At 67.3% G+C, this 22633-nt stretch carries 22 protein-coding genes; 13 read left to right on the top strand and 9 right to left on the bottom strand.

The genetic code is table 11. The features are described 5' to 3' along the window. Positions 1-156: 156 nt before the first annotated feature. The 3 genes from G6N64_RS14720 (at position 157) to G6N64_RS14730 (ending at position 5287) form a co-directional block, all read left to right on the top strand. Positions 157-1287 carry a restriction endonuclease subunit S gene (locus tag G6N64_RS14720; RefSeq protein WP_163797727.1) on the top strand — a complete coding sequence of 377 codons (1131 nt, stop codon included), beginning with the start codon at positions 157-159 and terminating at the stop codon, positions 1285-1287. Positions 1288-1439: 152 nt separating this feature from the next. Further along, entirely contained in the window at positions 1440-2186 is a 747-nt protein-coding gene (locus G6N64_RS14725) for a GIY-YIG nuclease family protein (RefSeq protein ID WP_246231167.1), read from the top strand. Beyond that, complete coding sequence (locus tag G6N64_RS14730; protein ID WP_163797729.1) at positions 2183-5287, top strand: type I restriction endonuclease subunit R; 3105 nt, start codon at positions 2183-2185, stop codon at positions 5285-5287. Before G6N64_RS14725 ends, G6N64_RS14730 begins: the two co-directional genes overlap by 4 nt. A gap of 306 nt (positions 5288-5593) precedes the next feature. On the opposite strand, the gene G6N64_RS30705 is transcribed toward G6N64_RS14730, so the two are convergent. Further along, positions 5594-5971 carry an 8-oxoguanine DNA glycosylase OGG fold protein gene (locus tag G6N64_RS30705; protein WP_409370810.1) on the bottom strand — a complete coding sequence of 126 codons (378 nt, stop codon included), beginning with the start codon at positions 5969-5971 and terminating at the stop codon, positions 5594-5596. 131 nt (positions 5972-6102) lie between these two features. Between G6N64_RS30705 and G6N64_RS14735 the strand changes: the two genes are divergently transcribed. Next, the gene (locus tag G6N64_RS14735) at positions 6103-6927 is read left to right on the top strand and encodes a GIY-YIG nuclease family protein (protein ID WP_163797730.1); all 825 of its coding nucleotides are present in this window, start codon (positions 6103-6105) and stop codon (positions 6925-6927) included. A gap of 210 nt (positions 6928-7137) precedes the next feature. Here G6N64_RS14735 and G6N64_RS14740 read toward each other — a convergent pair whose 3' ends face one another. Then, a complete protein-coding gene (locus G6N64_RS14740) occupies positions 7138-7533 on the bottom strand; it encodes a hypothetical protein (protein ID WP_197748357.1) in 396 nt (131 codons plus the stop codon). 195 nt (positions 7534-7728) lie between these two features. Between G6N64_RS14740 and G6N64_RS14745 the strand changes: the two genes are divergently transcribed. Both G6N64_RS14745 and G6N64_RS14750 read left to right on the top strand, forming a co-directional pair. After that, the gene (locus G6N64_RS14745) at positions 7729-7962 is read left to right on the top strand and encodes a hypothetical protein (RefSeq protein WP_163797731.1); all 234 of its coding nucleotides are present in this window, start codon (positions 7729-7731) and stop codon (positions 7960-7962) included. A gap of 142 nt (positions 7963-8104) precedes the next feature. Beyond that, a complete protein-coding gene (locus tag G6N64_RS14750; protein ID WP_163797732.1) occupies positions 8105-8788 on the top strand; it encodes a sensor domain-containing protein in 684 nt (227 codons plus the stop codon). Positions 8789-8797: 9 nt separating this feature from the next. On the opposite strand, the gene G6N64_RS14755 is transcribed toward G6N64_RS14750, so the two are convergent. Both G6N64_RS14755 and G6N64_RS14760 read right to left on the bottom strand, forming a co-directional pair. Further along, complete coding sequence (locus G6N64_RS14755; RefSeq protein WP_174266811.1) at positions 8798-9841, bottom strand: zinc-binding dehydrogenase; 1044 nt, start codon at positions 9839-9841, stop codon at positions 8798-8800. Positions 9842-9886: 45 nt separating this feature from the next. Beyond that, positions 9887-10450 (bottom strand): hypothetical protein, encoded by a 564-nt coding sequence (locus G6N64_RS14760; protein ID WP_163797733.1) that lies wholly within the window; start codon positions 10448-10450, stop codon positions 9887-9889. Positions 10451-10742: 292 nt separating this feature from the next. Between G6N64_RS14760 and G6N64_RS14765 the strand changes: the two genes are divergently transcribed. Next, positions 10743-11672 (top strand): manganese catalase family protein, encoded by a 930-nt coding sequence (locus G6N64_RS14765; RefSeq protein WP_163797734.1) that lies wholly within the window; start codon positions 10743-10745, stop codon positions 11670-11672. Between the two features lie 37 nt (positions 11673-11709). Here the strand turns inward: G6N64_RS14765 and G6N64_RS14770 are convergent, their stop codons facing one another. From G6N64_RS14770 to G6N64_RS14785, 4 genes are all read right to left on the bottom strand, one after another. Next, positions 11710-12456, bottom strand: a complete 747-nt coding sequence (locus tag G6N64_RS14770; protein ID WP_163797735.1) for an SDR family NAD(P)-dependent oxidoreductase — start codon at positions 12454-12456, stop codon at positions 11710-11712. Continuing rightward, complete coding sequence (locus G6N64_RS14775; RefSeq protein ID WP_163797736.1) at positions 12453-13331, bottom strand: LLM class F420-dependent oxidoreductase; 879 nt, start codon at positions 13329-13331, stop codon at positions 12453-12455. Before G6N64_RS14775 ends, G6N64_RS14770 begins: the two co-directional genes overlap by 4 nt. A gap of 84 nt (positions 13332-13415) precedes the next feature. Continuing rightward, a complete protein-coding gene (locus G6N64_RS14780) occupies positions 13416-14972 on the bottom strand; it encodes an FAD-dependent oxidoreductase (protein WP_197748358.1) in 1557 nt (518 codons plus the stop codon). Beyond that, entirely contained in the window at positions 14969-15766 is a 798-nt protein-coding gene (locus G6N64_RS14785) for a carotenoid biosynthesis protein (RefSeq protein ID WP_246231168.1), read from the bottom strand. The genes G6N64_RS14780 and G6N64_RS14785 overlap by 4 nt, the downstream gene beginning before the upstream one ends. Positions 15767-15856: 90 nt before the next feature. Here G6N64_RS14785 and G6N64_RS14790 point away from each other — a divergent pair, with 90 nt between their 5' ends. Then, a complete protein-coding gene (locus G6N64_RS14790) occupies positions 15857-16993 on the top strand; it encodes a glycosyltransferase family 2 protein (RefSeq protein WP_174266812.1) in 1137 nt (378 codons plus the stop codon). Then, a complete protein-coding gene (locus G6N64_RS14795; RefSeq protein WP_163797737.1) occupies positions 16990-18549 on the top strand; it encodes a phytoene desaturase family protein in 1560 nt (519 codons plus the stop codon). The genes G6N64_RS14790 and G6N64_RS14795 overlap by 4 nt, the downstream gene beginning before the upstream one ends. On the opposite strand, the gene G6N64_RS14800 is transcribed toward G6N64_RS14795, so the two are convergent. Further along, positions 18443-19144, bottom strand: a complete 702-nt coding sequence (locus G6N64_RS14800; protein ID WP_163797738.1) for a CDP-alcohol phosphatidyltransferase family protein — start codon at positions 19142-19144, stop codon at positions 18443-18445. The two genes, G6N64_RS14795 and G6N64_RS14800, sit on opposite strands and share 107 nt — an antisense overlap. Before the next feature lie 27 nt (positions 19145-19171). Here G6N64_RS14800 and G6N64_RS14805 point away from each other — a divergent pair, with 27 nt between their 5' ends. From G6N64_RS14805 to G6N64_RS14820, 4 genes are all read left to right on the top strand, one after another. After that, the gene (locus G6N64_RS14805; protein ID WP_163797739.1) at positions 19172-19999 is read left to right on the top strand and encodes a YihY/virulence factor BrkB family protein; all 828 of its coding nucleotides are present in this window, start codon (positions 19172-19174) and stop codon (positions 19997-19999) included. 107 nt (positions 20000-20106) lie between these two features. Beyond that, a complete protein-coding gene (locus G6N64_RS14810) occupies positions 20107-20967 on the top strand; it encodes an SDR family oxidoreductase (RefSeq protein ID WP_409370813.1) in 861 nt (286 codons plus the stop codon). After that, positions 20964-21746 (top strand): bestrophin-like domain, encoded by a 783-nt coding sequence (locus G6N64_RS14815; protein WP_163797741.1) that lies wholly within the window; start codon positions 20964-20966, stop codon positions 21744-21746. The genes G6N64_RS14810 and G6N64_RS14815 overlap by 4 nt, the downstream gene beginning before the upstream one ends. Beyond that, the gene (locus G6N64_RS14820) at positions 21739-22632 is read left to right on the top strand and encodes a DMT family transporter (RefSeq protein ID WP_163797742.1); all 894 of its coding nucleotides are present in this window, start codon (positions 21739-21741) and stop codon (positions 22630-22632) included. Before G6N64_RS14815 ends, G6N64_RS14820 begins: the two co-directional genes overlap by 8 nt. The last annotated feature ends 1 nt before the right edge of the window (position 22633 follow it).

The following is a 22633-nucleotide window of genomic DNA, read 5'->3' on the forward strand; positions in this document are numbered from 1 at the left end:
CAAGACACGGGTGTGCAATGGCTCCAACACATCCCCCAACAGTGGGCAGTCCGCAGTCCGAAAACTTTATTCGCACGTCATCGAGAACCCGCACACGAAGGAGACCGCCAACTCACCGCTTCACAAGCTGACGGGGTTGTATACCAAGACGAGTTCATGGAGGCGCGAGGGGCCAAGGTTGTACAGGTAATCGAAGGCCAGGCAGGGTTGAAACACGTCTCTGCTGGCGATTTTGTGATTAGTCTTCGCAGTTTTCAAGGTGGGATCGAGTGGAGTGCAGGATCAGGCAAGATCAGTCCCGCATACACGGTCCTTTCCCCGCGACGTGAAGTCGTAGAGCGGTACTTCGTCTACCTGCTGAAATCCCACGGCTTCATACAGGAGCTGCGCAGCACCTCCAATCAGCTGAGGGATGGCCAATCTTTGGGTTTGGACCATTTCTCGCAAGTGCCTCTTCCGCTCCCTCCGACGAACGAACAGGTCGCAATATCGCGGTTCCTGGACCGCGAGACCGCCAAAATAGATGCGCTTGTTGCCAAGCAGGAACAGCTCATCACCACCCTGCGAGAGGACCGCACCGCCACCATCACACACGCCGTCACCAAGGGCCTTGACCCTGATGTTGAGATGAAGGATTCCGGCGTCGAATGGCTCGACCACATTCCGAGTCATTGGGAAACGACCCGTCTCGGCTGGGTCGTCGACAGGATCGTCGACTGTGCCCACAGCACTCCGATCGCCCATCAGGAAGGCGAGTACACCGTTGTCCGTTCCGGCTCGATCAGAGATGGAAAGTACCGGCCTGAATACAGCTTCCAAACTAATCGGACCGTATACCTGGAACGGGTGGAGCGTGCCGTTCCTACTCCTGGAGACATATTCTTCACGCGCGAAGCACCCGCTGGAGAAGCTTGCGTAATTCCCGACCTTAGTAACTTATGCCTCGGTCAGCGGATGGTCCTCTTGAAGACCAACGACACGGTCTACCTGTCTGATCTGATTGTCCAGGCCATTTACTCGCGGTCAATCAGGGCGTACTTCGATGTTCAACTCAATGGTTCAACTGTCGGAAACCTCAAGATGGATCGCATTGCCAAGACCCCGTTGCCGTACCCACCGATCGATGAGCAGCGGCGCATCGTGGCATTCCTGAATGAGCGGTGCACGGAGATTGACGTCCTGATCGACAAAGCAAACGACGCAATCACGATGCTGCACGAATACCGTTCTGCGCTGATCACCGAAGCAGTGACCGGCAAGATCGACGTGCGGGGGGCGGTGGCCTAGTGGTGACACGGGCGCAGACAATCCAGATCTACCTGCCATCCGGGGACCCCGCCGGGATGCGGGTGGCCAACCTGACGACACGTACCGTCCGAGTGTTCGAGGTCCCACGCTCGCTGCTCCCGCAGTTCCTCCAGCGTGCAGAGTCCGCGCAGGTGGGCGTCTACTACCTGTTCGGCTCGAACGAGGATGAAGCGCCTCAGTGCTATATCGGCCAATCGGGGAGTGTTGGTGTGAGGCTGCAGCAGCACACTTCTGCCAAGGATTTTTGGACGAGAGCCATGGTGGCGGTATCACTAACCAACGAGTGGACCTCCACCCATGCGGCCTACCTCGAATGGTTGTCACTGGGGCGGGCTAGGGCCGCAGGGCGGTACAACTTGGTCAACGGCAACCAGGCATCGAATCCGTTCACCCCCGAGCCTCTTGAGGCTGATTGTCAGGAGTTCATCGACACCATCGCCGTGTTGTTAGCAACTCTGGGTGCGCCTGTGCTCGACACGGTCAAGCCCGCTATGTCGCTGCCGACGAAGACGAACAGCGGCGAGCCGGAGAGTCTGTTCTTCCGTGAGGCAGGGTGTGAGGCCACCGGGTTCCAGACCCCGGAAGGGCTGCTTATCCTTGCCGGGTCCAAGGGGCGTCCCGACACCCGCAAGTCCGCCCGGCCCGGCATCGCGGTGCAACGCGCAGCTCTGGAGGCAGAGGGCGTGATCAAGGTCGGCGAGCATGAACTGGTCTTCCTCAAAGATCACCTGTTCGGCTCTCCGTCAGCGGCAGGATGTGCTCTGGTGGGTGGCGAGAACAACGGACGGACGAGCTGGCGCAACGGGCAGGGGCAGTCCATTAGCGACCTGGAACAGCTCGCCATTGCACCGACGAGCACCGAGGCGCAGGCGCAATGACCCAGCAGCATCACGAGACCGCGTTCGAGTCCGAGATCTGCCAGTACCTGGCCGAGCACGGCTGGCTGTACTCGTCGACCGATGTCGGCTACGACCGTGAGCTGGCGCTGTTTCCCGAGGATGTGTTCGGGTGGCTGGCGGACGCACAGCCGGAGCAGTTGGCCAAGCGGGTCAGGCCAGACCTAACCGGGGAAGCTCTGACCAAGGCGCGGGCCGGGGTACTGGCAACGCTGGTGAAGCAGTTAGGTGCTGATCCCAAAGCCAACGGCGGCACGCTCTCGGTGCTGCGGCGGGGCTTCAAGGACCTCAACGCACAATTCTCGATGTGCCAGTTCCGCCCCAATACGTCGCTGAACGAGTCAACCGCCAAGCGGTACGACGCGGTGCGCCTGCGGGTGATGCGACAGGTGCACTACTCGACGCAGAACAACAACAGCATCGATCTGGTGTTCTTCGTCAACGGCATCCCGGTCGCGACGGCGGAGTTGAAGACCGACTTCACCCAGAACATCACCGACGCGGTGCTGCAGTACAAGAATCACCGGCTACCCAAAGGCGAACCGCTGCTGGCGTTCGGATCTCGGGCGGTCGTGCACTTCGCGGTGTCCAACAGCGAGGTGCAGATGACCACCAAGCTCGCGGGCAAGGACACGTACTTCCTGCCCTTCAACCGAGGCGACGACCATCACGCCGGGAACCCGCCGAACCCACACGGATCGCCGACGGCCTACCTGTGGCAAGAGATCCTGCAGCGCGACACCTGGCTGGACATCCTCGGACGCTTCCTCCACCTGCAGGTCACCGACAAAATCGATCCCGCATCGGACAAGAAGATCCGCACCCAAACGATGCTTTTTCCGCGCTACCACCAGTGGGACGCGGTGACCCGCCTCATCGAACGAGCCCGCACGCAGGGGGCAGGACACCGGTACCTGATCCAGCACTCCGCCGGATCGGGCAAGACGAACTCCATCTCCTGGCTGGCACATCGGCTGTCGGTGCTGCACGACGACGCCAACAAGCCGGTATTCGATTCCGTCATCGTCATCACCGACCGCAACGTACTCGATGCCCAACTACAGGGAGCGATCCGCCAGATCGACAAGACCCCGGGTGTCGTCGCGCACATCGACGGCCTGGGAGGGTCGAAATCCCAACTGTTGGCCGATGCGCTGACCGACGGGACGAAGATCATCATCGTCACCATCCAGACCTTCCCCTACGCCCTGGACCTCATTCAGGGACAGGCGTCGTTGAAGGGCAAGAGCTTCGCGATCATCGCCGACGAAGCCCACTCGTCGCAGGCCGGCGAGGCATCCAAGCGCCTGAAAGCGGCCCTGGCCGCCACCGAACTGGAGGATTTGGAGGACGGCGGCACGGTCGATGCCGAGGACGTCTTGGCGGCGGAGATCGCTGCACGGGCGGAGTCGAAGAACCTGTCGTTCTTCGCGTTCACCGCCACCCCGAAGGCCAAGACCCTGGAGCTATTTGGGCACAAGGGCATCAGCGGTAAGCCGCACCCGTTTCACCTGTATTCGATGCAGCAGGCCATCGAGGAAGGCTTCATCCTCGACGTGCTCAAGAACTACACCCCATACAAGACGGCATTCCGGCTCACCCACAACGGGCAGGCTTACGAATCAGAAGCCACCAGCACAGGCACCATCGCGATCACCGGCAGCGCCGACAGCGTCGACCTGGTGGACAAGTCGGCGGCGGTGAAGTCGGTGATGAACTGGGTGAAGCTGCATCCGACGAATATCTCCCAGAAGGTGCAGATCATCGTCGAGCACTTCCGCGCCAATGTTGGCTGGCGGCTCGACGGCAAGGCCAAGGCTATGGTCGTCACCTCGTCGCGCAAGGCGGCGGTGCGCTACAAGCTGGCGTTCGACAAGTACGTCGGCGAACAGGGTTATGACGACGTCGCGGCGCTGGTGGCGTTCTCCGGCGAGGTGACAGATGCCGACTCCGGTGTGGACAAGGTCACGGAGACCTCGATGAATGCGGGCTTGAAGGGCCGCGATCTGCGCGATGCGTTCGCCACCGACGAGTACCAGGTGATGTTGGTGGCGAACAAGTTCCAGACCGGCTTCGATCAACCGCTCCTGGTGGCGATGTACGTCGACAAGCGCCTGTCAGGTGTTGCGGCGGTGCAAACACTGTCGCGGCTCAACCGGGTGGCACCGGGCAAGGATCAGACCTTCGTCCTGGATTTCGCAAACGGTGCTGAGGAGATCGTCGAGGCGTTCGAGCCGTACTACGAGGCGACCACACTGGCAGACGTCACCGATCGCAATATCGTCCACGAGACCATGGCCAAGCTCGATGCCGCCGCGATCTACCAGGAATCCGAAGTGGAGGGTCTCGTCGCGGATTACCTGGCGCACAAGGGCAACAACGCGCTGACGAAGTGGGTGACTCCGGCCCGTGACCGCTTCCGGGACGGCGAACGCGCTGCCATCGAGGCCAACGACAAGACGGCGCTGGACGAACTCATCATGTTCCGAAAGGACGTCGGCACCTTCCTGCGGCAGTACGACTTCCTATCCCAGATCTTCAATTACGAAGACCTGTCTCTGGAGAAGCTGTCCATCTACCTGCGCCACCTGGCTCCCGTCATCACCGCCGAGCAACTCCAGCATGAGATAGATCTGTCCACCGTCGATTTCGACTACATCGCCCAACACGAGCAAGGCTCTACCTCAGGCAAGCTCGCCGGCGGTGTGCCGCTCGAACCGGCCAAGGAAGCCGGGACCGGTAGCGTCAAAGACGCGGAACTGGTCGCCCTTGCCGAGGTCATCGAGAAGATCAACGACTTGTTCTCCGGCGATCACCCGGATTCGAGTGTGAAGAACGTCGTCACCCACGTGAAGGAGCGGCTCGAAGAGAGCGAGACCCTGCAGCAGCAGGCGCAGCACAACACGCTTGCCCAGTTTTCGGCCAGCCCAGATTTGCACAGCGAGTTCATGACTGCGGTCATCGGGGCCATGGCCTCCTCAGAAGACCTCTCGACACAGATCATCAACAACGCCGACCTGTCGCAGAAACTGCTCGCCGAACTGGTGCCGATCATCTACAACGGCCTAAAGGCTTCCGCGTAAGTACCCGCGGCGGACCTCGAAATGAGGACGTGAGTCATAGCGCGTCAAGGTTTCCGTTAATCCTAAAGAGCGTGTATTCGAGGTCCTCGGCGGTGACACCCTGCCCAACCTCGTCTGCGCATTCATGCATGGCGCGCCTACGTAGGCGGCATAACGCACACCCCAGTCGCGTTGTCCTCCCGCCGCTTCGAGGCTGTTCCAGCCGAGCGCACCCAGGCTGTTCCACACACGCTTGTCCAGCACCAGGCAACATGTGTTGGGTCAAAGCGACGTCGCAGCCCATAGCCACTTAGTGAAAAACGCGGCTTAAAGTCCCGGCAGTGTCCAAGCGTTGTACGGATCAGCAACAGCTCCTCCCCGCGCCAGGAGTGTCGTCTTCTGCAGAACATCGTCACGGTTGGAGTGCGTGATCGCACGCAGAACCGGGTCTCGCATCCGACCGTTGGCGGTGCCACGTCCCCACACCAGCGTCGCGATGAGAAGCGTCAGCCGTCCGCTAGGGGAGTCGATGTCTTCGGCCAACGTGCGGATTTGGCGGCGTGAAACGGTATCTGGACCAATCGCTCCAAAGACCCCTATCGACAACCGTAGACCTGATCTCGGCACGGCTGAGCCAGGAACGCCAGGTGGATTCGATGTACCGAACGGACTGCCGATCGGCAGCTCCAGCGATGTCAATGGCATGTGCCGCCAGCGGCCCGAATGAGTTTGAAGCTATCGATGCCATTCGTCTCTTCTCGGTAGTCCACCCACATCCTGGTTCGAAAGTGTAGGTCTATCGACGGTTAATGGTCGTCAACAAATAGCCTTGCATGATGACAGCGATCCCGTTGACATCCATGATCGGTGACATCGACCCAGCCGAGTGCAAGCTGCACTGTGCCGTTTTCAACGGCAATGACCATCCCATCGACGTCTTAACGCGCTCATGGGACGAGTGGGTTAAGTGGAGCCGCTGGCGGCCCGCCCGCAACGAGTTCAACCGGCAGTTCATCTTCACGCTGGCGCGGGACCGAAACGACCCGGCGCTCTGGCTATTCGGCGGCGTCTTCGAGGTCAAGTCCCGTGGCGACAAGCCGAACGCGCATTCCTACAAGATCGTCTTGCGCGACGATCTGATGGGTCCGTACATCAAGCGGCTGTGGGTGAAGTTCCGCCCGACCGGTCGGGCCATCCGGCTCAACATGGACACCTACATCGACGACATCGAAGTGGTGTCCATCTCGAAGCTGCCCTACACCGGTGAGCCCTTCCCCGGTCACGACCGCATCAACCACAGCATCGGTGTTCTGGAGACTGCGGTAACTCAAGAGTGGAACGACTGGCGCGGGGCCTTGCAGTACATGAAGGGCGTCTACGTCATCCACGACGTCGAGACCGGTAAGGCCTACGTCGGCGCGGCGTATGGGGATACCGGGATCTGGGCCAGACTGCGCCAGTACGTCGATGGGCTGCACGGAAACAACGTCGCGCTCAAGGAGCTGGTCGGGCAGAAGGGCGCTGAGTACGCCCGGTCCAATCTTCGATTCGCGCTGCTGGAGTTCTGGTCTATGCGTACCCCGGATCAAGAGGTCCTGGACCGCGAGTCGTATTGGAAGGACGTTCTGCTCACCCGGCAGTTCGGCTTGAACAAGAACTAGACGACTCGCACCGTCCACACCGTTGATGCCATCAACACCCTTGGCGAATCCGCAGGTCACGCGGCGTGCTTTCGTGTGGTTTCCCGCCGTGACAGCTTGCATTTCTGCAGTTCAGCGCGAAATTCGTACCGGTTTCGATTCCCGGCAGCTCCACCGGAGACAAGCTGGTCAGGACGACATCGTCCTGACCAGCTTTTCGTTTCGGTCTGTCTAGTACCCCGGCCCGTAGGGCCCGAAGAAGTGGCAGCCGATCGGGTTGGTGGCGCAGTAGGACCCCGGCGCGGGGGGTGGGGGCGGCGGAGGCGGCGGCCCCTGCGGCGCCAACCCCGGGGGCGGCGAACCGATCCACATCCAGCTGTCCATCTGAATGCCGTTCATGGTTATGGGGACGTTGCCGACTGGAGGGCTGACGAACCAGTAGTCGTGGCAGGCGTTCATGTCCCAGCCGAACACCGCTCCGCCCATCGGTAGCGCCTGTCCGGGGCACCACGTTCCGGTGGGAGGCTGCGCAGCGGCGGAACCGGCGCCCAGTCCCAATCCGGCTGCCGCGACGGCGCCCGCGATCATCGCCCCGACGACGGTCTGCTTGATCCTGGTGGTGTTCATGCCGTGTCCTTCGTCCGTCGCGGCCCGTGTCCGGGTTGTCCGCCCAGAACTCAACTTGGTCGACGTCGCTACCGATCTCGTGTTCGTGGTCAGGACCGACGGCGAATCTGGACCGGCTCGACCGACCGCCCGACCGCGCAAGCAGTACCGTCGGACGAACAGGTGCAGCCGAACGCCCAGACGGAGGAACGCTCGATGACAACCGTTCAACCAGAAGAGATCGGCGCCGACGACGTCACCGCGGTGATGGACGGACCCGAGACCATCTACATCGCCACGGTCGTCAACCCCACGGGTGGCAACCAGATCATGACCGCGCACCGGACCTCGGACGGCGCCAACGCGCAGATCGAGGAGATGGCCCGCCTGTGGTCCACCGATCGCGACGCCCTGGACGCCGACGTCCTGCCGCTGCCGCTGATGCCATAGCGTCCGGAACGCCCACGACGAATCGTTATCCATTGCACTACGCATCGTGACCAGGAAACACCGCGCCGATTCGTAGCTCGGCGCCTGCGGTGACGCACCATTTCCTCAGTGGCTGAGACGAGCCCGGTTCGAGGAGGTTCACATGCGTCGATCGACCGCAGCACTGGCAGCGGTAGCCACCTGCCTGCTGACTGCCGGATGCGTGAGTACCGGCAACGCCGAGACGACGTCTCCCGGCCGAACTCTGATCCCCCGACCCCTCGTCGAGCGCGAGCTGTCCAGCTTGCTGCTCACCCCCGAGAAGATCGATGCCGCCATGGGCACGGTGGGGATGACGGCCACCGAGAGCCGGGACACGATGACGGACAGCTCGGCGATCATGGCGCCGCCGGAGTGCCTCCCGATCGACGGCGCGGCCGAGGCGGCCGTCTACGCGGACAGCGGGTTCTGGGCGACGCGCGATCAGAGCCTGAACAACGGCGACGGATTCACCCACTACCTGAAACAGGCGGTGGTGCTGTTCGGGACGCCGGAGAGCGCCGGCGCATTCTTCGACGCCTCCGCGGAGCGGTGGACGCTGTGTCAGGAGTACACGCACACGCAGAGCGGGTCGCAGTGGACGGTCGGGCAGGTCTCGAACGCCAAACCCACGCTGAGCGCGATCTCGACCATGAAGGACGCGAGTGCGCCCGGGTGGGCATGCGGTCGCGCACTCACGGTGGAGAACAACGTCGTCGTCGACGTCAACACGTGTAGCGCCGACCCCGCGGACTCGGCGCCGACAATCGCCCGGCTGATCGCCGACGACGTCAGATCGCGGTGGTGAGCCCGACCGTCACGGCAGCCGCGGGTCGATGAGGGTGACCCCGACGGGGGACGCGGTGCCGAACGACGGCAGGAGGCGAGCGCCCTCGCCGAGGCCGACGACGCGTTCGACCAGTGCGTCCGGGCGCAACGCTCCCGATTCGACGAGGTCGAGCATCGCCGGGTAGTCGACGCGAGCCATGCCGTGGCTGCCGAGAACGTCGATTTCCCAAGCGATCACGCGATCCATGGGCACCCTCGGGTGTCCGTCGACGCCTGGCAGCAACCCGATCTGCACGTGCCGCCCCCGACGGCGCAGGCTGTGGATCGCGTCGGCGCAGGTGGCCTCCGACCCGACCGCGTCCACCGCGACGTGGCTGCCGCCGCCGGTGAGGTCGTGCACGATCCTGACGACGTCGGTTCCGTCGGCGAGCACGACGTGTTCTGCGCCAAGACGTTTCGCCACGTCCAGGGCCGCGGGCGTGCGGTCCACCGCGACGACCCTCGCGCCTGCGGCAACCGCGATCTGGACGGCGCTCAACCCGACGCCGCCGGTACCGATCACGGTGACCCACTCACCGGCCTCGACGCGGGCCCGTGCGGTGAGTGCGCGGTAGGCGGTCGCGAATCGGCACCCGAGGCTCGCGGCCGCGGCATCGCCTATGCCCGCCGGAACCGCGACCAGGTTGGCGTCCGCCGCATGCAGCACGACGTGTTCGGCGAACGAACCCCAGTGGGTGAATCCCGGCTGGGTTTGGTTCGGGCAGACCTGGGCCTGCCCCGCGACGCACCACTCGCAGGTGCCGCACCCGCAGACGAACGGCGTGGTGACGCGATCGCCGACCGACCAGCGGCGTACGGCATCGCCCACGGCGGCGATCACGCCCACCAGTTCGTGGCCGGGGACGTGCGGCAGTGCGACGCCGTCGTCGTGGCCGGCCCACGCGTGCCAATCGCTGTGGCAGAGGCCGGTGGCGTGCACCTCCACCACGACGCCGCCGGGTGGGGGTGCCGGATCCGCGACCGGCCGCACGTCCACCGACCCGCCGAACTCGTCGAAGATCATCGCGCGCATCAGACCTTCTTACCCGCGACGGGCCGATGGACAGGTACTACTTGACTACTTGCCGATCTGGCGGGCGAGCGTCTCGCCGAAGCCGGTGATGATCTGGCTCGGCCGCTGCTGCTCACCCTGCTGTGCGCCGAGCACGATGATCGTGCCCGTCAGCACGGGCAGCGCCCACTGCAGGTAGCGCAGGTTCTGCTGCGCAGCCGCGACGTCGTCGGGGGTGGACGGCGCCGGGTCGGTCGCCCCCTCGATCGGGTGACCGTGGCCTTCGGCGGACTTGCGGCCGAGGACGCCGCTGAGAACCGTGGCGCCGAGTGCGGCGCCCGTGACGGCCAGCTTGATGACGGTGTTGGACCGGACACCGGCCTGATACCTCGCGCGATCGCGGTTGGCGGACAAGATCATTCCGTCGCCGACGAGGTGCGCGCCGATGGCCACCGCGTTGACCGGGTTCCACTTGCCCCACCCAGCGGCGGCGACGCCGGCACGATCCCGTGGGTCACGCACGGCGGCGGCTGCACCGTTGACACCGACGGCGCCCATCAGGCTGCCGCCGAACCAGGCTGCGGCACCGAGATCGTGCAGTGAACGGGCGACGGTATTGCGTGACGGCATGAGACTCCTCGTGGTCGGTTGACGATCGGGGGTGGGCTCAATCGAGCCCGCACCGGGATACACGCTTTGCGTCCGCCCAAACGGCATCGTCATCCCTTGCGTCACAACGATCTTGAAGGTGCCGACGGTTGCGTCAGTTTGTGCGCGTCGACTCGGGGTATGTCGGTTAAGTCGGCGGCTTCCAGACCTCGCGAGCCATCCGACGAGCCGGGTCGTGCGACCGCGCGACCGTGCCCGCCTGCGTTCGACGTCGGCCGGGACCTCAGATCACACACCGCACTCGAGGAGATCCATGTACCTGCACACACAGCAATTCATCAACGAAATAGCCGTGGACGAGCCCGATCCCGCCGCGGCGAACGCGCTACAGGAGGGCCTCGGCGGTCAGTTCGGCGAGATGCGCACCATGATGCAGTACCTGTTCCAGAGCATGAACTTCCGCGGTGACACGACCTCCAAGCCCTACAAGGACCTGATCCAGGGTGTGGGCACCGAGGAGATCAGCCACGTCGAGTTGATCGGCACCACCATCTCGCGGCTGTTGGACGGCTCGCCCGACTACAACGGCAAGAAGACCGATCCCGTCGATCAGCCGGGCGCCAAGGGTGCGACGCCGCTCAAGATCGCCCTGGATACCAGCAACATTCACCATTACCTGGTCGGCGCTCAGGGTGCGCTGCCCGTCGACTCCGCGGGCAATCCGTGGTCGGGTTCGTACGTGTACAACAGCGGCAATCTGGTGCTCGACCTGCTGTACAACCTGATGCTCGAGTCGACCGGCCGTCTGCAGAAGTGCCGGATCTACGAGATGACGGACAACAAGACGGCCCGCTCGACGATCGCCTATCTGATCGTCCGCGATCAGGCGCACGAGAACGCCTTCGCGAAGGCGCTGGAAAGCCTGGGCGTCAACTGGGGTGCGACCCTTCCCATCCCGAAGACGAATGCCGAGCAGTTCCCCGAGGTCAAGAAGTTGATCGACAAGGGACTGCAGAGCATCCAGTACACGTTCAGCGCTGACGATCAGAGTCAGGCCGCGAAGCTCTACCGAGGTGCCTCGCCGTCGAACGACGGCACCGAACTGAGTACGGCAGTCATGCCCGAGGGCTTCCCGATGACGATCGCTCCCGAGCGTCGCGAGGAGTTCGCACCCGGTCTGGACAAAGACCTGCTCGCACTCATCCAGGCGACCGCCGAAGTGGAGATCGCCGCGAACGAATGACGTCGAGGGGTGGACGGTGGAACGTCACCGTCCACCCCTAGTCCATCGCCGCCCCACCGTTGACCGAGGCGGTGGCCCCGGTGACGAAACCACTGTCGTCCCCGGCGTAGAACGCGACGACCCGGGCGACGTCGTCGGGTGTCGCGATCCGTCCGAGTGGCACGAGGGCGGCCTGCCGCGCCTGGTGATCCGGCCCGAATACGTCGGAGTGACGGGTCTCGCCCACCGGACCGGGCGAGACCACGTTCACGGTGATCCCATGCGGTCCCACCTCCTGAGCCACGAATCGCGCGAACTGCCCAAGAGCCGCCTTCGCCGTTCCGAGAGCGATCATCTTCTCGCGAGGCCGCTGGCTCAAACCCGTTCCGAGGTAGACGATTCGGCCGAACCGGCGCGCGATCATGCCGGGCAGCACGGCCTTCGTCAGCAGGAACGCCGCCTTCATCTCCTGGTCGAGTTTGCCGCCGAGTTCCTCCCACGTCATCTCGCCGAAGGTCTTGATGGCGTAGGGGATCAGCGCGTTGTGGATGAGGACGTCGACGGTGCCCCACTCGGCACCGACCACCGCCATCATGTGATCGACTGACTTCTCATCACGCACGTCGGCGCGAACGGCGAGCGCCTCGCCGCCCGCCGCAGCGATGGCGGCGACCACGGACTCGGCGTCGGAGACGCTGCTCGCGTAGTTGACGGCCACCCTCGCGCCGCGTGATGCCAGCAGTGTTGCCGTCGCTGCGCCTATGCCCCTGCTCGCGCCGGTCACCAGGACGACCCGGCCGCTCATGCCGGGCGACGCGTCAGTCCGAGACCACCTGCAACGGCACCGAGCGCCGCGATGTGCCCGTCGACCGAGCCGAGGCCCGCGTCCATCGTGTTGATGGACAGGTGGGTCGCTCCGGCCGATCGCCACAGTTCCGCCTCGGTCAGGACCCCGGTCAATCCGGCACTGGCCCAACCCGATCGGCCGTCCATCCCGACAGCACTGGGATCTCGCCCGGCGGCGATGGCTGCGGCGTCCACGACGTCCTTCGCGGCGTCGAGTTCGCGACCGGGTCCCATCTGCGGAAACCAGCCGTCTCCGATTCGACCCGCGCGCCGGTACGCGCGGGCGGAGGAGCCGCCGAACCAGATCGAAATGGGGCGCTGAACGGGCAGCGGAGAGAGCCCGGCGCCGGTGACGTGCTCGCTGGGGCCGTCGTGGGTGACCGACCCTTCGGTCCACAGCCGTCGTAGGAGCCCGACCTGTTCTTCGCTGCGGACGCCGCGGCCGGCGAAGTCCTTCCCCAGCGCCTCGTACTCGACCCAGTTCCATCCGATTCCGACGCCCAGGCGGAGCCGTCCGTTGCTCAACAGGTCCACCTCGGCGGCCTGCTTGGCCACCAGCACCGTCTGGCGCTGCGGCAGGATGATGATGCCGGTCACGAGTTCCAGATCGGTGAGCGCTGCAAGGAAGCCGAACAGCACGAACGGTTCGTGGAAGGTCGTGTGGACGTCGTAGGGCGCGGGCCAGTCCGGGTGGGCGGCCGGGTCGGCGCCGACGACGTGGTCATAGGTCATCACGTGGCGAAAACCGAACTCTGCCACGGCCTCGGCGTAGGCGCGGATCGCGCCGACGTCATCGCCGATCTCGGTCTGGGGGAACACCACGCCAACCTGCATGGTTGGCGGCGGCGCGGGGGTCTTGGTTCGTTCTGAAGCGGGGGCCATACCGGATGGACCGGACGGCAGTCCGATCCGTGACACCTACGGCTTGCGACCCCGTCGCGGGATGGGCGGGACGCCGGCGAGCAGGCCGCGCTGCGGTACCCCCATGATCGGCTCCGCTGTTGCGCCGAGTTCGGCGAGCACGTCGTTCGCGGCGAGCACACCGGACATCGACGATCGCTCCATCAGACCGGCGAGGTAGGGCAATTCGACGTAGTCACCGGCGACCCGTAGGCCGCGGGCGTCGGTGCGGACACCGGGCCGGGTGCCCGACGACCCGGGTGGGAACGCGGGCGCGGTCGCCTCGAGCCGGTCGGCGACGTGCAACACGGTCGCGTCCCGGGTCTCCGGCCACAGTTCGGCGAGTTCGCGTCGCATGGCCTCGGTGGCCTGGTCCTTGTCGCCGAGACGGCAGGAATACGAGTGCAATTCGACGACCGACCCGCCGGTGGTCCGCGCCCACTCCGCGCTGGGCTGCTCCAGGCGCGAGTACACCGCGATCGAGTCGAGGTTCGGCTGTCCGCTCACCGCGCTGAACGGTGCCCGCTCGGGCGCCACGTCGCGGTCGAACCAGTACCTGCTGACGGCGAACGGCGGTGCTACGCGCAGACTCTCGCAGCTGGCGGCCAACTTCGGTGCGGACGCGGCCAGCGCCGGTGAGGCTGCGACGAGGCTGCGTAGCGCTCCGGGATCGAGGGCGACGACGACGTCGCGGGCGGTGAACTCACCACCGTCGGTGGTGATTCGCCAGCCGTGACCGTCCGGGGACACGTCCTGCACGCGCGCGCCCATCCGGACGTCGGCGCCGAGGCTCTCCAGGTGCCGCTGCAACGGGTGCCACACCGCCGTCGCGTGGTCGGTGGACGGCACGTCGAAGCCGATTCCCTCGGGGTTGCCGAGGAAGTAGTAGTGGAACATCGCCACCAGTTCGGCGGCGGACAGTTCACCCTGGTTGCAGAAGAACGACCGGGCGAACGCCTCGAACAGCATGGTCCGGGTGCGCTGCGACATCCCGAGGTCGTCGAGGAACGTCGCGGCATCGACGTGGTCGAGTTGGGCGACCGTCGTCTCCCGGTCGTAGGCCAGAAGGGCTTGTCCCGCTTCGGGATTCGCGCCGACGAAGTCGGCACGGCCCAGGCTCTTCGACCGCAGCGCCAGCGCCAGCAGGTTCAGCGGCGGCGCGGCGGGCAGACCGGACAGGTCCTCGGGCGGCCACGTCGTCGAGATGACGGGGTAGCTCGCCACCGGTTCGAGGAACGACAGCTCCGGGTCGGCGCGGCGCAGGATGGACCGCCACGTGTAGTAGTGCCGGAAGAACGCGTGGAAGCCGTGCTCGATCAGCTGCTCGGACCCGTCGGGCAGCCGTTCCGGCCACGCGCCCAGGCGGCCGCCGAGGTAGTCGTTGGCCTCGAGCAGCGTCACGTGCACACCGCGTTCGGCGAGGATCACCGCGGCGCTGACCCCGGCGATGCCGCCGCCGACGACGACGGCCGCCGCGCCCGGCGCGACGTCGCGGGGCAGCAGGGGGTCGGGAGTGACGAGGTGGCGGGGCCGCATCCGGAACGGTGCGGCCCGGCTCAGGAGTGAGTCGCTCACGGGCGTTCCATGGAGGGATCGCGGTGGCGTCGGCGTAGAAGAGTGATGGCAAACGGTATCGCGACCGCTCCCATCAGGATTCCGCCGGTCACTGCCGACCCCGGCAGCCCGAAGAACACCAGGTGCGCCATGACCGAGGAGAAGTAGACCCAGAGGTACAGCGTCGCCGCCGGCGCCGACGGCCGGTCGTCGCGGGGGAGCGCGGCGTGCAGGATCGCCATCATGACGAGCGACACCAGCAGCCACCCGGCGTAGTTGGTCAGTGGGATGCCGGGGATGAGGGGGAGGCCGGGGGACGGGTGGAACCACGTCCAGTGGCCCGCCGCCACCATCTGCGGGTCGAGGAACACGTCCCACGCCGTCAGTGCGGCCGCGCCCAGCGCGACCACCGCGGGCCACCGCGAGGCCAGTGTGCGAGCGACCACCAGCGCGGGCCACGCCATCATGACCCAGGCGAGCGGCACCACGACGGGAACGCCGAGCAGTTCGGGGCCCAGCGAGCCGGTGTAGGCGTACTGCCCGAACGGCCACCCCGTCGCCACGCCGATCGACTCGGCGGCCAGGCCGCCACCGCCTGCGACGCCCACGAGGAGCGCCGCGCCCAGCACGCCATGGACCCGGAGGACGTCGGCCACCGCGGCGAGGAAGAACACGACGACGCTGGTGACGGTGATGCCGGTGCGTGCGCCATCGGGCATCAGCGGATACGCGATCTGGACCCCGATGGCAGCGGCGACGAGTACCCACGCCGGTTGCACGGTGCGCATCGACACCGCTGAGATCGCCACCGCCACGCACTCACCTCCACTGTCCGAGAGCCAGGTGACCGTCGGTCCGCGCGGTGTCTCGTGGCATCCGGGGTGGGGGCTCCGTAGAGTTTGCAGGTGCCCGCACCGCGCTTAGCCGAAACCTGGCGCGCGTTCGTCGTCACCGGTTCTGCGCTCGCGTGCCTGGGCACGGCGCACCAACTGGTCAACTCGAGGTTACTGCGGCGCCCGCCCAGCGACCCTCCGGGAGTAGCCGGCCCGGTCTCGCTGCTGGTGCCCGCCCGTGACGAAGCTCACCGCATCGAACCGACGGTGCGATCGCTGCTCGCGCAGCGCGGGCTGGTCGACGCCGAGATCCTGGTGCTCGACGACGGCTCCACCGACGGCACCGCCGACGTCGTGCGCGCCGTCGCGGGCCCCGACCCCCGACTGCGCGTGCTCACCGGCAGCGAGCCTCCCCGAGGTTCGCTGGGCAAGCCGCACGCGTGCGCGCAGCTGGCCGCGGCCGCCCGCGGCGAGGTGCTGGTCTTCGTCGACGCCGACGTCGTCCTGGCACCGGACGCGGTGGCCGCCGCGGTCGCCGTTCTTCGCGGCCCGCGTCCCCTCGATCTGCTCAGTCCGTGGCCGCGGCAGGTCGCCTCCGGGGCGTGGGGGCGGCTGATCCAGCCACTGCTGGCCTGGTCGTGGCTGACCACGCTGCCGGTGCGACTCGCCGAGCGATCGAGCCGGCCGTCGATGGCGATCGCCAACGGGCAGTTCCTGGTGATGGACGCCGACGCGCTAACCCGCGCCGGCGGGTGGGGGTCCGTCTCGGGGGCCGTGCTCGACGACATCTCGCTGGCCCGCGCGGTCCGCGCGTCCGGTGGCCGCACCGGCGTCGCCGACGGCTCGGCCATCGCCACCTGCCGGATGTACAGCACGGGCGCGGAGCTGCGTGACGGCTACCGGAAGTCGCTGTGGGCGGCGTTCGGGTCGCCCGTCGGCGCCGTCGCCGTCGGGTCCGCGCTGGCCGTCGTCTACGTCGTTCCCGCGGTGGCGGCGGTGACGGGTTCGCGGATAGGCGTCCTCGGCTACGCGGCGGCGGTGCTCGGGCGGATGTCGGTCGCGCAGTGGTCCGGGACGCCGGACGGCCGCGATGCCGTCGGCGACGCGGTCGCCCACCCGCTCTCGGTGCTGGTCCTCCTCGGGTTGCTGACGTCGTCGTGGCTGGGTCGGGTCCGCGGCTCGCTGCAGTGGAAGGGCCGTGCCGTATGAGCCGGGTCGTCGTGATCGGCGCCGGGCTGGGCGGATTGGCCGTGGCCGCTCGTCTCGCCGCGGCGGGCCACCGTGTCACCGTCTTCGAGGGCGCCCCCACCGTCGGCGGGAAGCTCGGCGTCCTCGAGCGCGACGGCTTCAGTTTCGACACCGGTCCGTCCCTGCTGACTCTGCCCGCCGTCCTCGAGCAGTTGTTCGCCGACACTGGCGATCCCGTCGACCTGTCGGTGACCGCGGTCGACCCCGCATGCGAGTACGTCTTCGCCGATGGGACGAGAATGGTTCTGCCACACGATCCCTCGCGGGTCCCGGCAGTTCTCGACGACGCGCTCGGCGGCGGCGCCGGTGCGGCGTGGCAGCGTCTGCACGATCGGTCGCGACGGCTGTGGGACCTCGTCGGGGAGCCGATCCTGCGCAACCCGGTATCGCTCGGCGGCATGGCCCGCATGAGTACCCGGCCCGCCGACCTGCGTGCGGTGGCACCGTGGCGCACCCTCGATCGGCTCGGCAGACGGATGCTGTCCGACCCGCGGTTGCGGACCTGGCTGAACCGGTACGCGACGTATTCGGGGTCCGATCCCCGCCGCACGCCCGCGGTGCTCGCCGTGACGTCCTTCGTCGAATTGGAGTTCGGCGCCTGGTACGTACCGGGAGGGATGCGCCGCATCGTCGAGGCCGTCGCCGCGCGATGCCGCGAACTCGGCGTCGACATCCGGACGGGCGCACCGGTCGACGCGGTGCTGACGTCCGGCGGCCGGGCTCGTGGCGTGCGGGTCGACGGCCGAGAGGTCGACGCCGACGTCGTGGTGAGCAACGCCGACGCGGCGGTCCTCTACGACCGGCTGCTGCCGCCGGGTACTGCCGGCGCGGTGCAGCGCAGGGCCAAGCGGACGCCGCGGTCGATGGCCGGTTTCGTGCTGCTCCTCGGCCTCGAGGGACGCGAACCCGGGGTGGCCCACCGGGTGTACTTCCCCGCCGACTACGACGCGGAGTTCGATGCGATCTTCGGCCGCACGCCGCGGCCGGTGCCCGACCCCACCGTGTACGTGAACGCCCCCGACGACCCGTCGCTGCGTCCCGACGACGACTCGGAGGGCTGGTTCGTGATGGTCAACGCGCCTGCCCACGACCCCGGGAGCGGCGTCGACTGGGACGAGCCGGGACTGCGGGAGCGCTACACCGAGCGGGTCCTCGACGTGTTGGCCGGCCGCGGCCTCGACGTCCGTGACCGGATCCGGTTCGTCGAGACCGTCACGCCCGCAGACCTGGAACGCCGTGCGGGTGCACCGGGGGGCGCGATCTACGGGACCGCCTCGCACGGACCGCGGGCCGCGCTGCTGCGCCCGGGCAATCGCAGCCCGGTGCCGGGCCTCTACCTGGTCGGCGGATCCGCCCATCCCGGCGGTGGCATCCCGCTGGTGCTGATGTCCGCGGAGATCGTCGCGAGACTCATCGGTCCGGCGGGGACTCGCTCCGAGGGAAGTGGGCCGGCATCGAGCGACGCACGCCGACCGTCAGCTGCGCCAGCCCGACGATCCCGATGGCGGTCCAGGTGACCGCGAACGTCATACCCCAACTCCACCCGACCACCGGCAGCCCCGCGGGGAGCGCCGCGGCGCCACCGGCTGCCATGATGACCACGATCAGCCGCGTCGGGCGTTCGGCCACCGTCACCGCGCCCACCCCGGGCATGCCGACACCCTGTGCGCGCGCACGGACGTACTCGAGGAGCCACATCAGCGTGAGCGCGGCGAGCACCCACGGCACCGGGGCTCCCACTTCGAACAGGATCGCCCCGAGCATCAGGTCGCCGAGGCGGTCGGCGACGGCGTCGACGACCGCTCCCAACGGCCGCGCCCGGCCCGTCCGCAGGGCGACCGCGCCGTCCAGACCGTCCAGCACGCCGGCCGCCAGCACGAGCGGGACTGCCAGCGCGGGCCATCCCGGTACCGCCACGGCGGCCCAGGCGCCCACCAGCACCAGCACCCCGCAGGCGGACAGGACGTCGGGCGGGATCCGCGCGATCGGGCCGGACGACAGGAACCGGACCATCCGCAGCCAACCCCGCACGACGCGGGACGGCCGAATGCCACCGTGCAGCGACGACCACGCCTCGTCCTCGGCACCGCCGCCAGGGCCGTCCGTCGTCATCACGCCAGCCTGCCAGGACGGTCGACGATGAGGGAGCGCGCGTCCGCGAGTCGCGCCCGCAGGCTCGCCTCCGAGCTGCAGAAGACCTTCCCGGGTAGCGACCTCGCCCTATGGGCCGCCGGAGCCACCTACTTCGGCGTCATCGGCCTGGTGCCGCTGGCGCTGGTGTCGCTGTGGGCGGCGGGCGCGCTGGTCGGACACGACGCCGTGCAGTCCGCACTCGAGTCGGCGATCCAGGGCCTGCCCGCCGGGCACGGCACCCCGGAGGCGCTGCGGACCCTGACGAGGGTGGCGCTGTCCATGTCGTGGCTGCAGGCGCTCGTCGTGCTCTTCCCCGCCAGCCTCTACGGCGAGGGGCTGCGTCGGGCCTTCGTACAGATGTCGGCGGGCCGGGACACGCTCACCGGGTGGCGTGGCCGGGCAGGCCTGCTGGGCGTCGCCGCGGTCGCACCGTTCCTCGTCCTCGCGGTGCTGTACTCCGCGCCGTACGTGGGCCCGCTGTACGCCGGCCAGGGCTGGTCGCTGGTGTGGGGCGTCTTCGTCGGTTTCCACGTCGTGTGGGTCGCGGTGTCACTGGCCCTACTCGGCGTGTTCGGGCTGATCGCACCGGGCCGCATCGGACGAAAGGCGTTGCTGTGGGGCTCGTTCGGGACCGGTGCGATACTCGCCGGCTTCCTGCAGGGCTTCCTGGTCTTCCTGGCGATCCCGATCGAGTGGTCCGCGCCGTTCGGCGGGCTGCCGATCGTGGGTGCGGTGTCGGCACTCGCGCTGTGGCTCTTCCTCATCCACATCCTGGTGCTGTGCGGCTATCGCGTCACGGTGGTGCTCGACCACCGGGACCGCGCCGACGGCTGAGCGCCGAATACGGCGAATCGCCGGTTGCGGCTGCACGGTCGGTGGCCGGGCCCTAGATTGGCGCAGACGGCCACCTACGTGCCGAACGACTCGAGGGTGCGGCTGTGATCGCGAACGTGACGAGGGCCATGCGCCTGGCGGGCATGCGACCCCTTCCGCGGTGGCCGGTGCGCAACCCCGTGGAGCTACGCGGCAAGCGCATCCTGCTGACCGGCGGCTCGTCGGGGATCGGCGTGGTCGCCGCACGGAAGCTGGCGGCCGAGGGTGCCTCGGTGATCGTCGTCGCCCGCCGCCGGGAGTTGCTCGACGAGGTGGTCGCGACCATCACCGCGGCGGGTGGGACCGCGCGGGCGGTTCAGGCCGACCTGACCGACCTGGACCGGATCGACGACCTCGTCGAGACGGTGGGACCCGTCGACGTCCTGATCAACAACGCTGCGAGGTCGATCCGCAGGCCGCTGCTGGAGTCGCTGGACCGGTGGCACGACGTCGAGCGCGTCATGGCGCTCAACTACTTCGCCCCGCTGCGCCTCATCCGCGGCGTGGCGCCCGGGATGATCGAGCGTGGCGACGGGCACATCGTCAACGTCGCCACCTGGCGGGTGCTGCCGGAGTCCTCCCCGATGTTCGCCGCCTACAACGCATCCAAGGCCGCGCTGAGCGCCGTCAGCCGCGTCATCGACACCGAGTGGGGCGACGCGGGCGTGCACTCGACGACCCTGTACTACCCCTTGGTCGCGACGCCGATGATCGCACCGACCCGGGCCTACGACGGCGTGCCCGCGCTCGGCGTCGACGAGGCCGCCGACTGGATGGTCACCGCGGTCCGCACCCGACCGATCCGCATCGCGCCACGCAAGGCGCTCGCGTTGCGCGCACTCGACGTCGTCGCGCCTCGCGCGCTGAACGCCGTGCTGGAACGAGAGACCAACCGGATGAACGCCCGGTCGACGACGGTTCGGCGATGAGTCGCTGGCTGGTCACCGCCATTCCGGCGTGGCTGCTGCTGGTCGGGCTCGTCATCGTCGTCGCGGGCGGGGCGGTTCTGGCGCAGACGGTGATCCGGCGTCGCCTCCCCGGACTCGCCGCGGGCGACCACAACGACGTCACCAAGTTCACCTACGGGTTCATCGGGTTCATCTACGCGTTCTTCATCGGGTTCGTCGTGTCCTCCATGTGGGGTCAGACGAACTCCGCCGACGCGAATGCACGTGCAGAGGGCGCCGTCGGCGTGCAGATGGCGAGGGCGGCGGACGTCTTCGACGCGGCCGATCGAGGGCGGATCCGCGCGAGCCTGCTCGCCTACGAGTCGGCGGCCATCGCCGAATGGCCCACCGCCCAGGTACCGTCGCCGAGCGCCGACGCCGCCCTCGCCGCGTTGTACGGCACCTACCGGCAGGTCTTGGCGTCGACCGACGTGCAGAAGGCCGTGCTCGCGACGTCCACGTCAAACCTCGACCAGATCAGTCAGGCACGCACGATCCGGGTGCTGACGGCACGCGAGGACACCGGGCCGCCCTGGCCGATCTGGGCCGTCATCTTCCTGTCGAGCGCGATGGTCCTCGGCACGGTGGTGATCTACGGCGTCGAGAGGGCGGCGCAGCACTACCCGATGGTGGCGATCGTCGGCGTCATCGTCGCGGCCAACTTCTTCCTCATCCTCTCGCTGTCCCACCCGTTCGTCGGCGCGGTGGCGACCTCGTCGGACCCGCTGAGCGAAGTGGTCTCGGTGCTCTCGCGTGGCTGAGCCGGGGTCGGCGGTCGCCCCCACCGGCCATCGCCCCGAGAATCTGCCGCTCGCAGCGCTTCTCACCACGACGGCCTTCTTCTGCGTCGCACTGGTGGGCACGCTGGCGAAGGTGTCGGGCCAGTACACCTCGACCGGCGTCCTGCTGCTGTTCCAGAATTCGATCTGCCTGCTGGTGATCGCTCCGATCGCGCTGCGCGGCCGCCGCACGTCCCTGCGCACCAATCGGATCGGATTGCACGTCCTGCGCGCCGCGATGGGGACCGCGTGCTGGTACGCCCTATTCCTCGCCATCGCCCGGATCCCGCTCGCCAACGCCACCCTGCTGACCTACAGCGCGCCGCTCTGGATGCCGTTGATCGCGTGGGTGGTCACCCGCCGGCGGGTGCCGATCCCGACGTGGCTCGGTGCGGGCATCGGCTTCCTCGGCGTCCTGTTCGTGCTGCAGCCGCAGACCCGGACCTTCGACGTCGGCGAACTGATCGCGCTGTCGGGCGCGCTGTTCCTCGCCGTCGCCATGATGTCGGTGCGGTGGCTGGGGGCGACGGAGCCCACCCTGCGGATCCTCTTCTACTACTTCCTGCTGTCGACGCTGATGTCCATCCCCATCGCCGTCCTCGACTGGGAACCGATCGCGGGCCCCGGCTACGCGTGGTTGATGGGACTCGGTGTGGCACAGATGCTCTCACAGGCGTTGATCGTCGTGGCGTATCGCTACGCCTCGGCGGAGAAGGTCGGACCGTTCATCTACTCGGTCATCGTCTTCACCGCGTTGATCGACTGGCTCGTCTGGGAGCACACACCCACCGCTAGCACCTACGTCGGGATGGCGCTGGTGATCGGTGGCGGACTGGTGGCGGTGCGGGCTCGGCGACCCGTCGCCTGAC

The sequence above is a fragment of the Mycolicibacterium sediminis genome, from assembly GCF_010731735.1.
GTDB lineage: Bacteria > Actinomycetota > Actinomycetes > Mycobacteriales > Mycobacteriaceae > Mycobacterium > Mycobacterium sediminis.

What these genes read in the sequence shown, in the direction of transcription:
- G6N64_RS14720 (WP_163797727.1), top strand. Translation starts at nt 157, where the DNA reads ATGGAGGCGCGAGGGGCCAAGGTTGTACAGGTAATCGAAGGCCAGGCA.
- G6N64_RS14730 (WP_163797729.1), top strand. Translation starts at nt 2,183, where the DNA reads ATGACCCAGCAGCATCACGAGACCGCGTTCGAGTCCGAGATCTGCCAG.
- G6N64_RS30705 (WP_409370810.1), bottom strand. Translation starts at nt 5,971, where the DNA reads ATGCCATTGACATCGCTGGAGCTGCCGATCGGCAGTCCGTTCGGTACA.
- G6N64_RS14735 (WP_163797730.1), top strand. Translation starts at nt 6,103, where the DNA reads ATGACAGCGATCCCGTTGACATCCATGATCGGTGACATCGACCCAGCC.
- G6N64_RS14740 (WP_197748357.1), bottom strand. Translation starts at nt 7,533, where the DNA reads ATGAACACCACCAGGATCAAGCAGACCGTCGTCGGGGCGATGATCGCG.
- G6N64_RS14745 (WP_163797731.1), top strand. Translation starts at nt 7,729, where the DNA reads ATGACAACCGTTCAACCAGAAGAGATCGGCGCCGACGACGTCACCGCG.
- G6N64_RS14750 (WP_163797732.1), top strand. Translation starts at nt 8,105, where the DNA reads ATGCGTCGATCGACCGCAGCACTGGCAGCGGTAGCCACCTGCCTGCTG.
- G6N64_RS14755 (WP_174266811.1), bottom strand. Translation starts at nt 9,841, where the DNA reads ATGCGCGCGATGATCTTCGACGAGTTCGGCGGGTCGGTGGACGTGCGG.
- G6N64_RS14760 (WP_163797733.1), bottom strand. Translation starts at nt 10,450, where the DNA reads ATGCCGTCACGCAATACCGTCGCCCGTTCACTGCACGATCTCGGTGCC.
- G6N64_RS14765 (WP_163797734.1), top strand. Translation starts at nt 10,743, where the DNA reads ATGTACCTGCACACACAGCAATTCATCAACGAAATAGCCGTGGACGAG.
- G6N64_RS14770 (WP_163797735.1), bottom strand. Translation starts at nt 12,456, where the DNA reads ATGAGCGGCCGGGTCGTCCTGGTGACCGGCGCGAGCAGGGGCATAGGC.
- G6N64_RS14775 (WP_163797736.1), bottom strand. Translation starts at nt 13,331, where the DNA reads ATGCAGGTTGGCGTGGTGTTCCCCCAGACCGAGATCGGCGATGACGTC.
- G6N64_RS14795 (WP_163797737.1), top strand. Translation starts at nt 16,990, where the DNA reads ATGAGCCGGGTCGTCGTGATCGGCGCCGGGCTGGGCGGATTGGCCGTG.
- G6N64_RS14800 (WP_163797738.1), bottom strand. Translation starts at nt 19,144, where the DNA reads ATGACGACGGACGGCCCTGGCGGCGGTGCCGAGGACGAGGCGTGGTCG.
- G6N64_RS14805 (WP_163797739.1), top strand. Translation starts at nt 19,172, where the DNA reads ATGAGGGAGCGCGCGTCCGCGAGTCGCGCCCGCAGGCTCGCCTCCGAG.
- G6N64_RS14815 (WP_163797741.1), top strand. Translation starts at nt 20,964, where the DNA reads ATGAGTCGCTGGCTGGTCACCGCCATTCCGGCGTGGCTGCTGCTGGTC.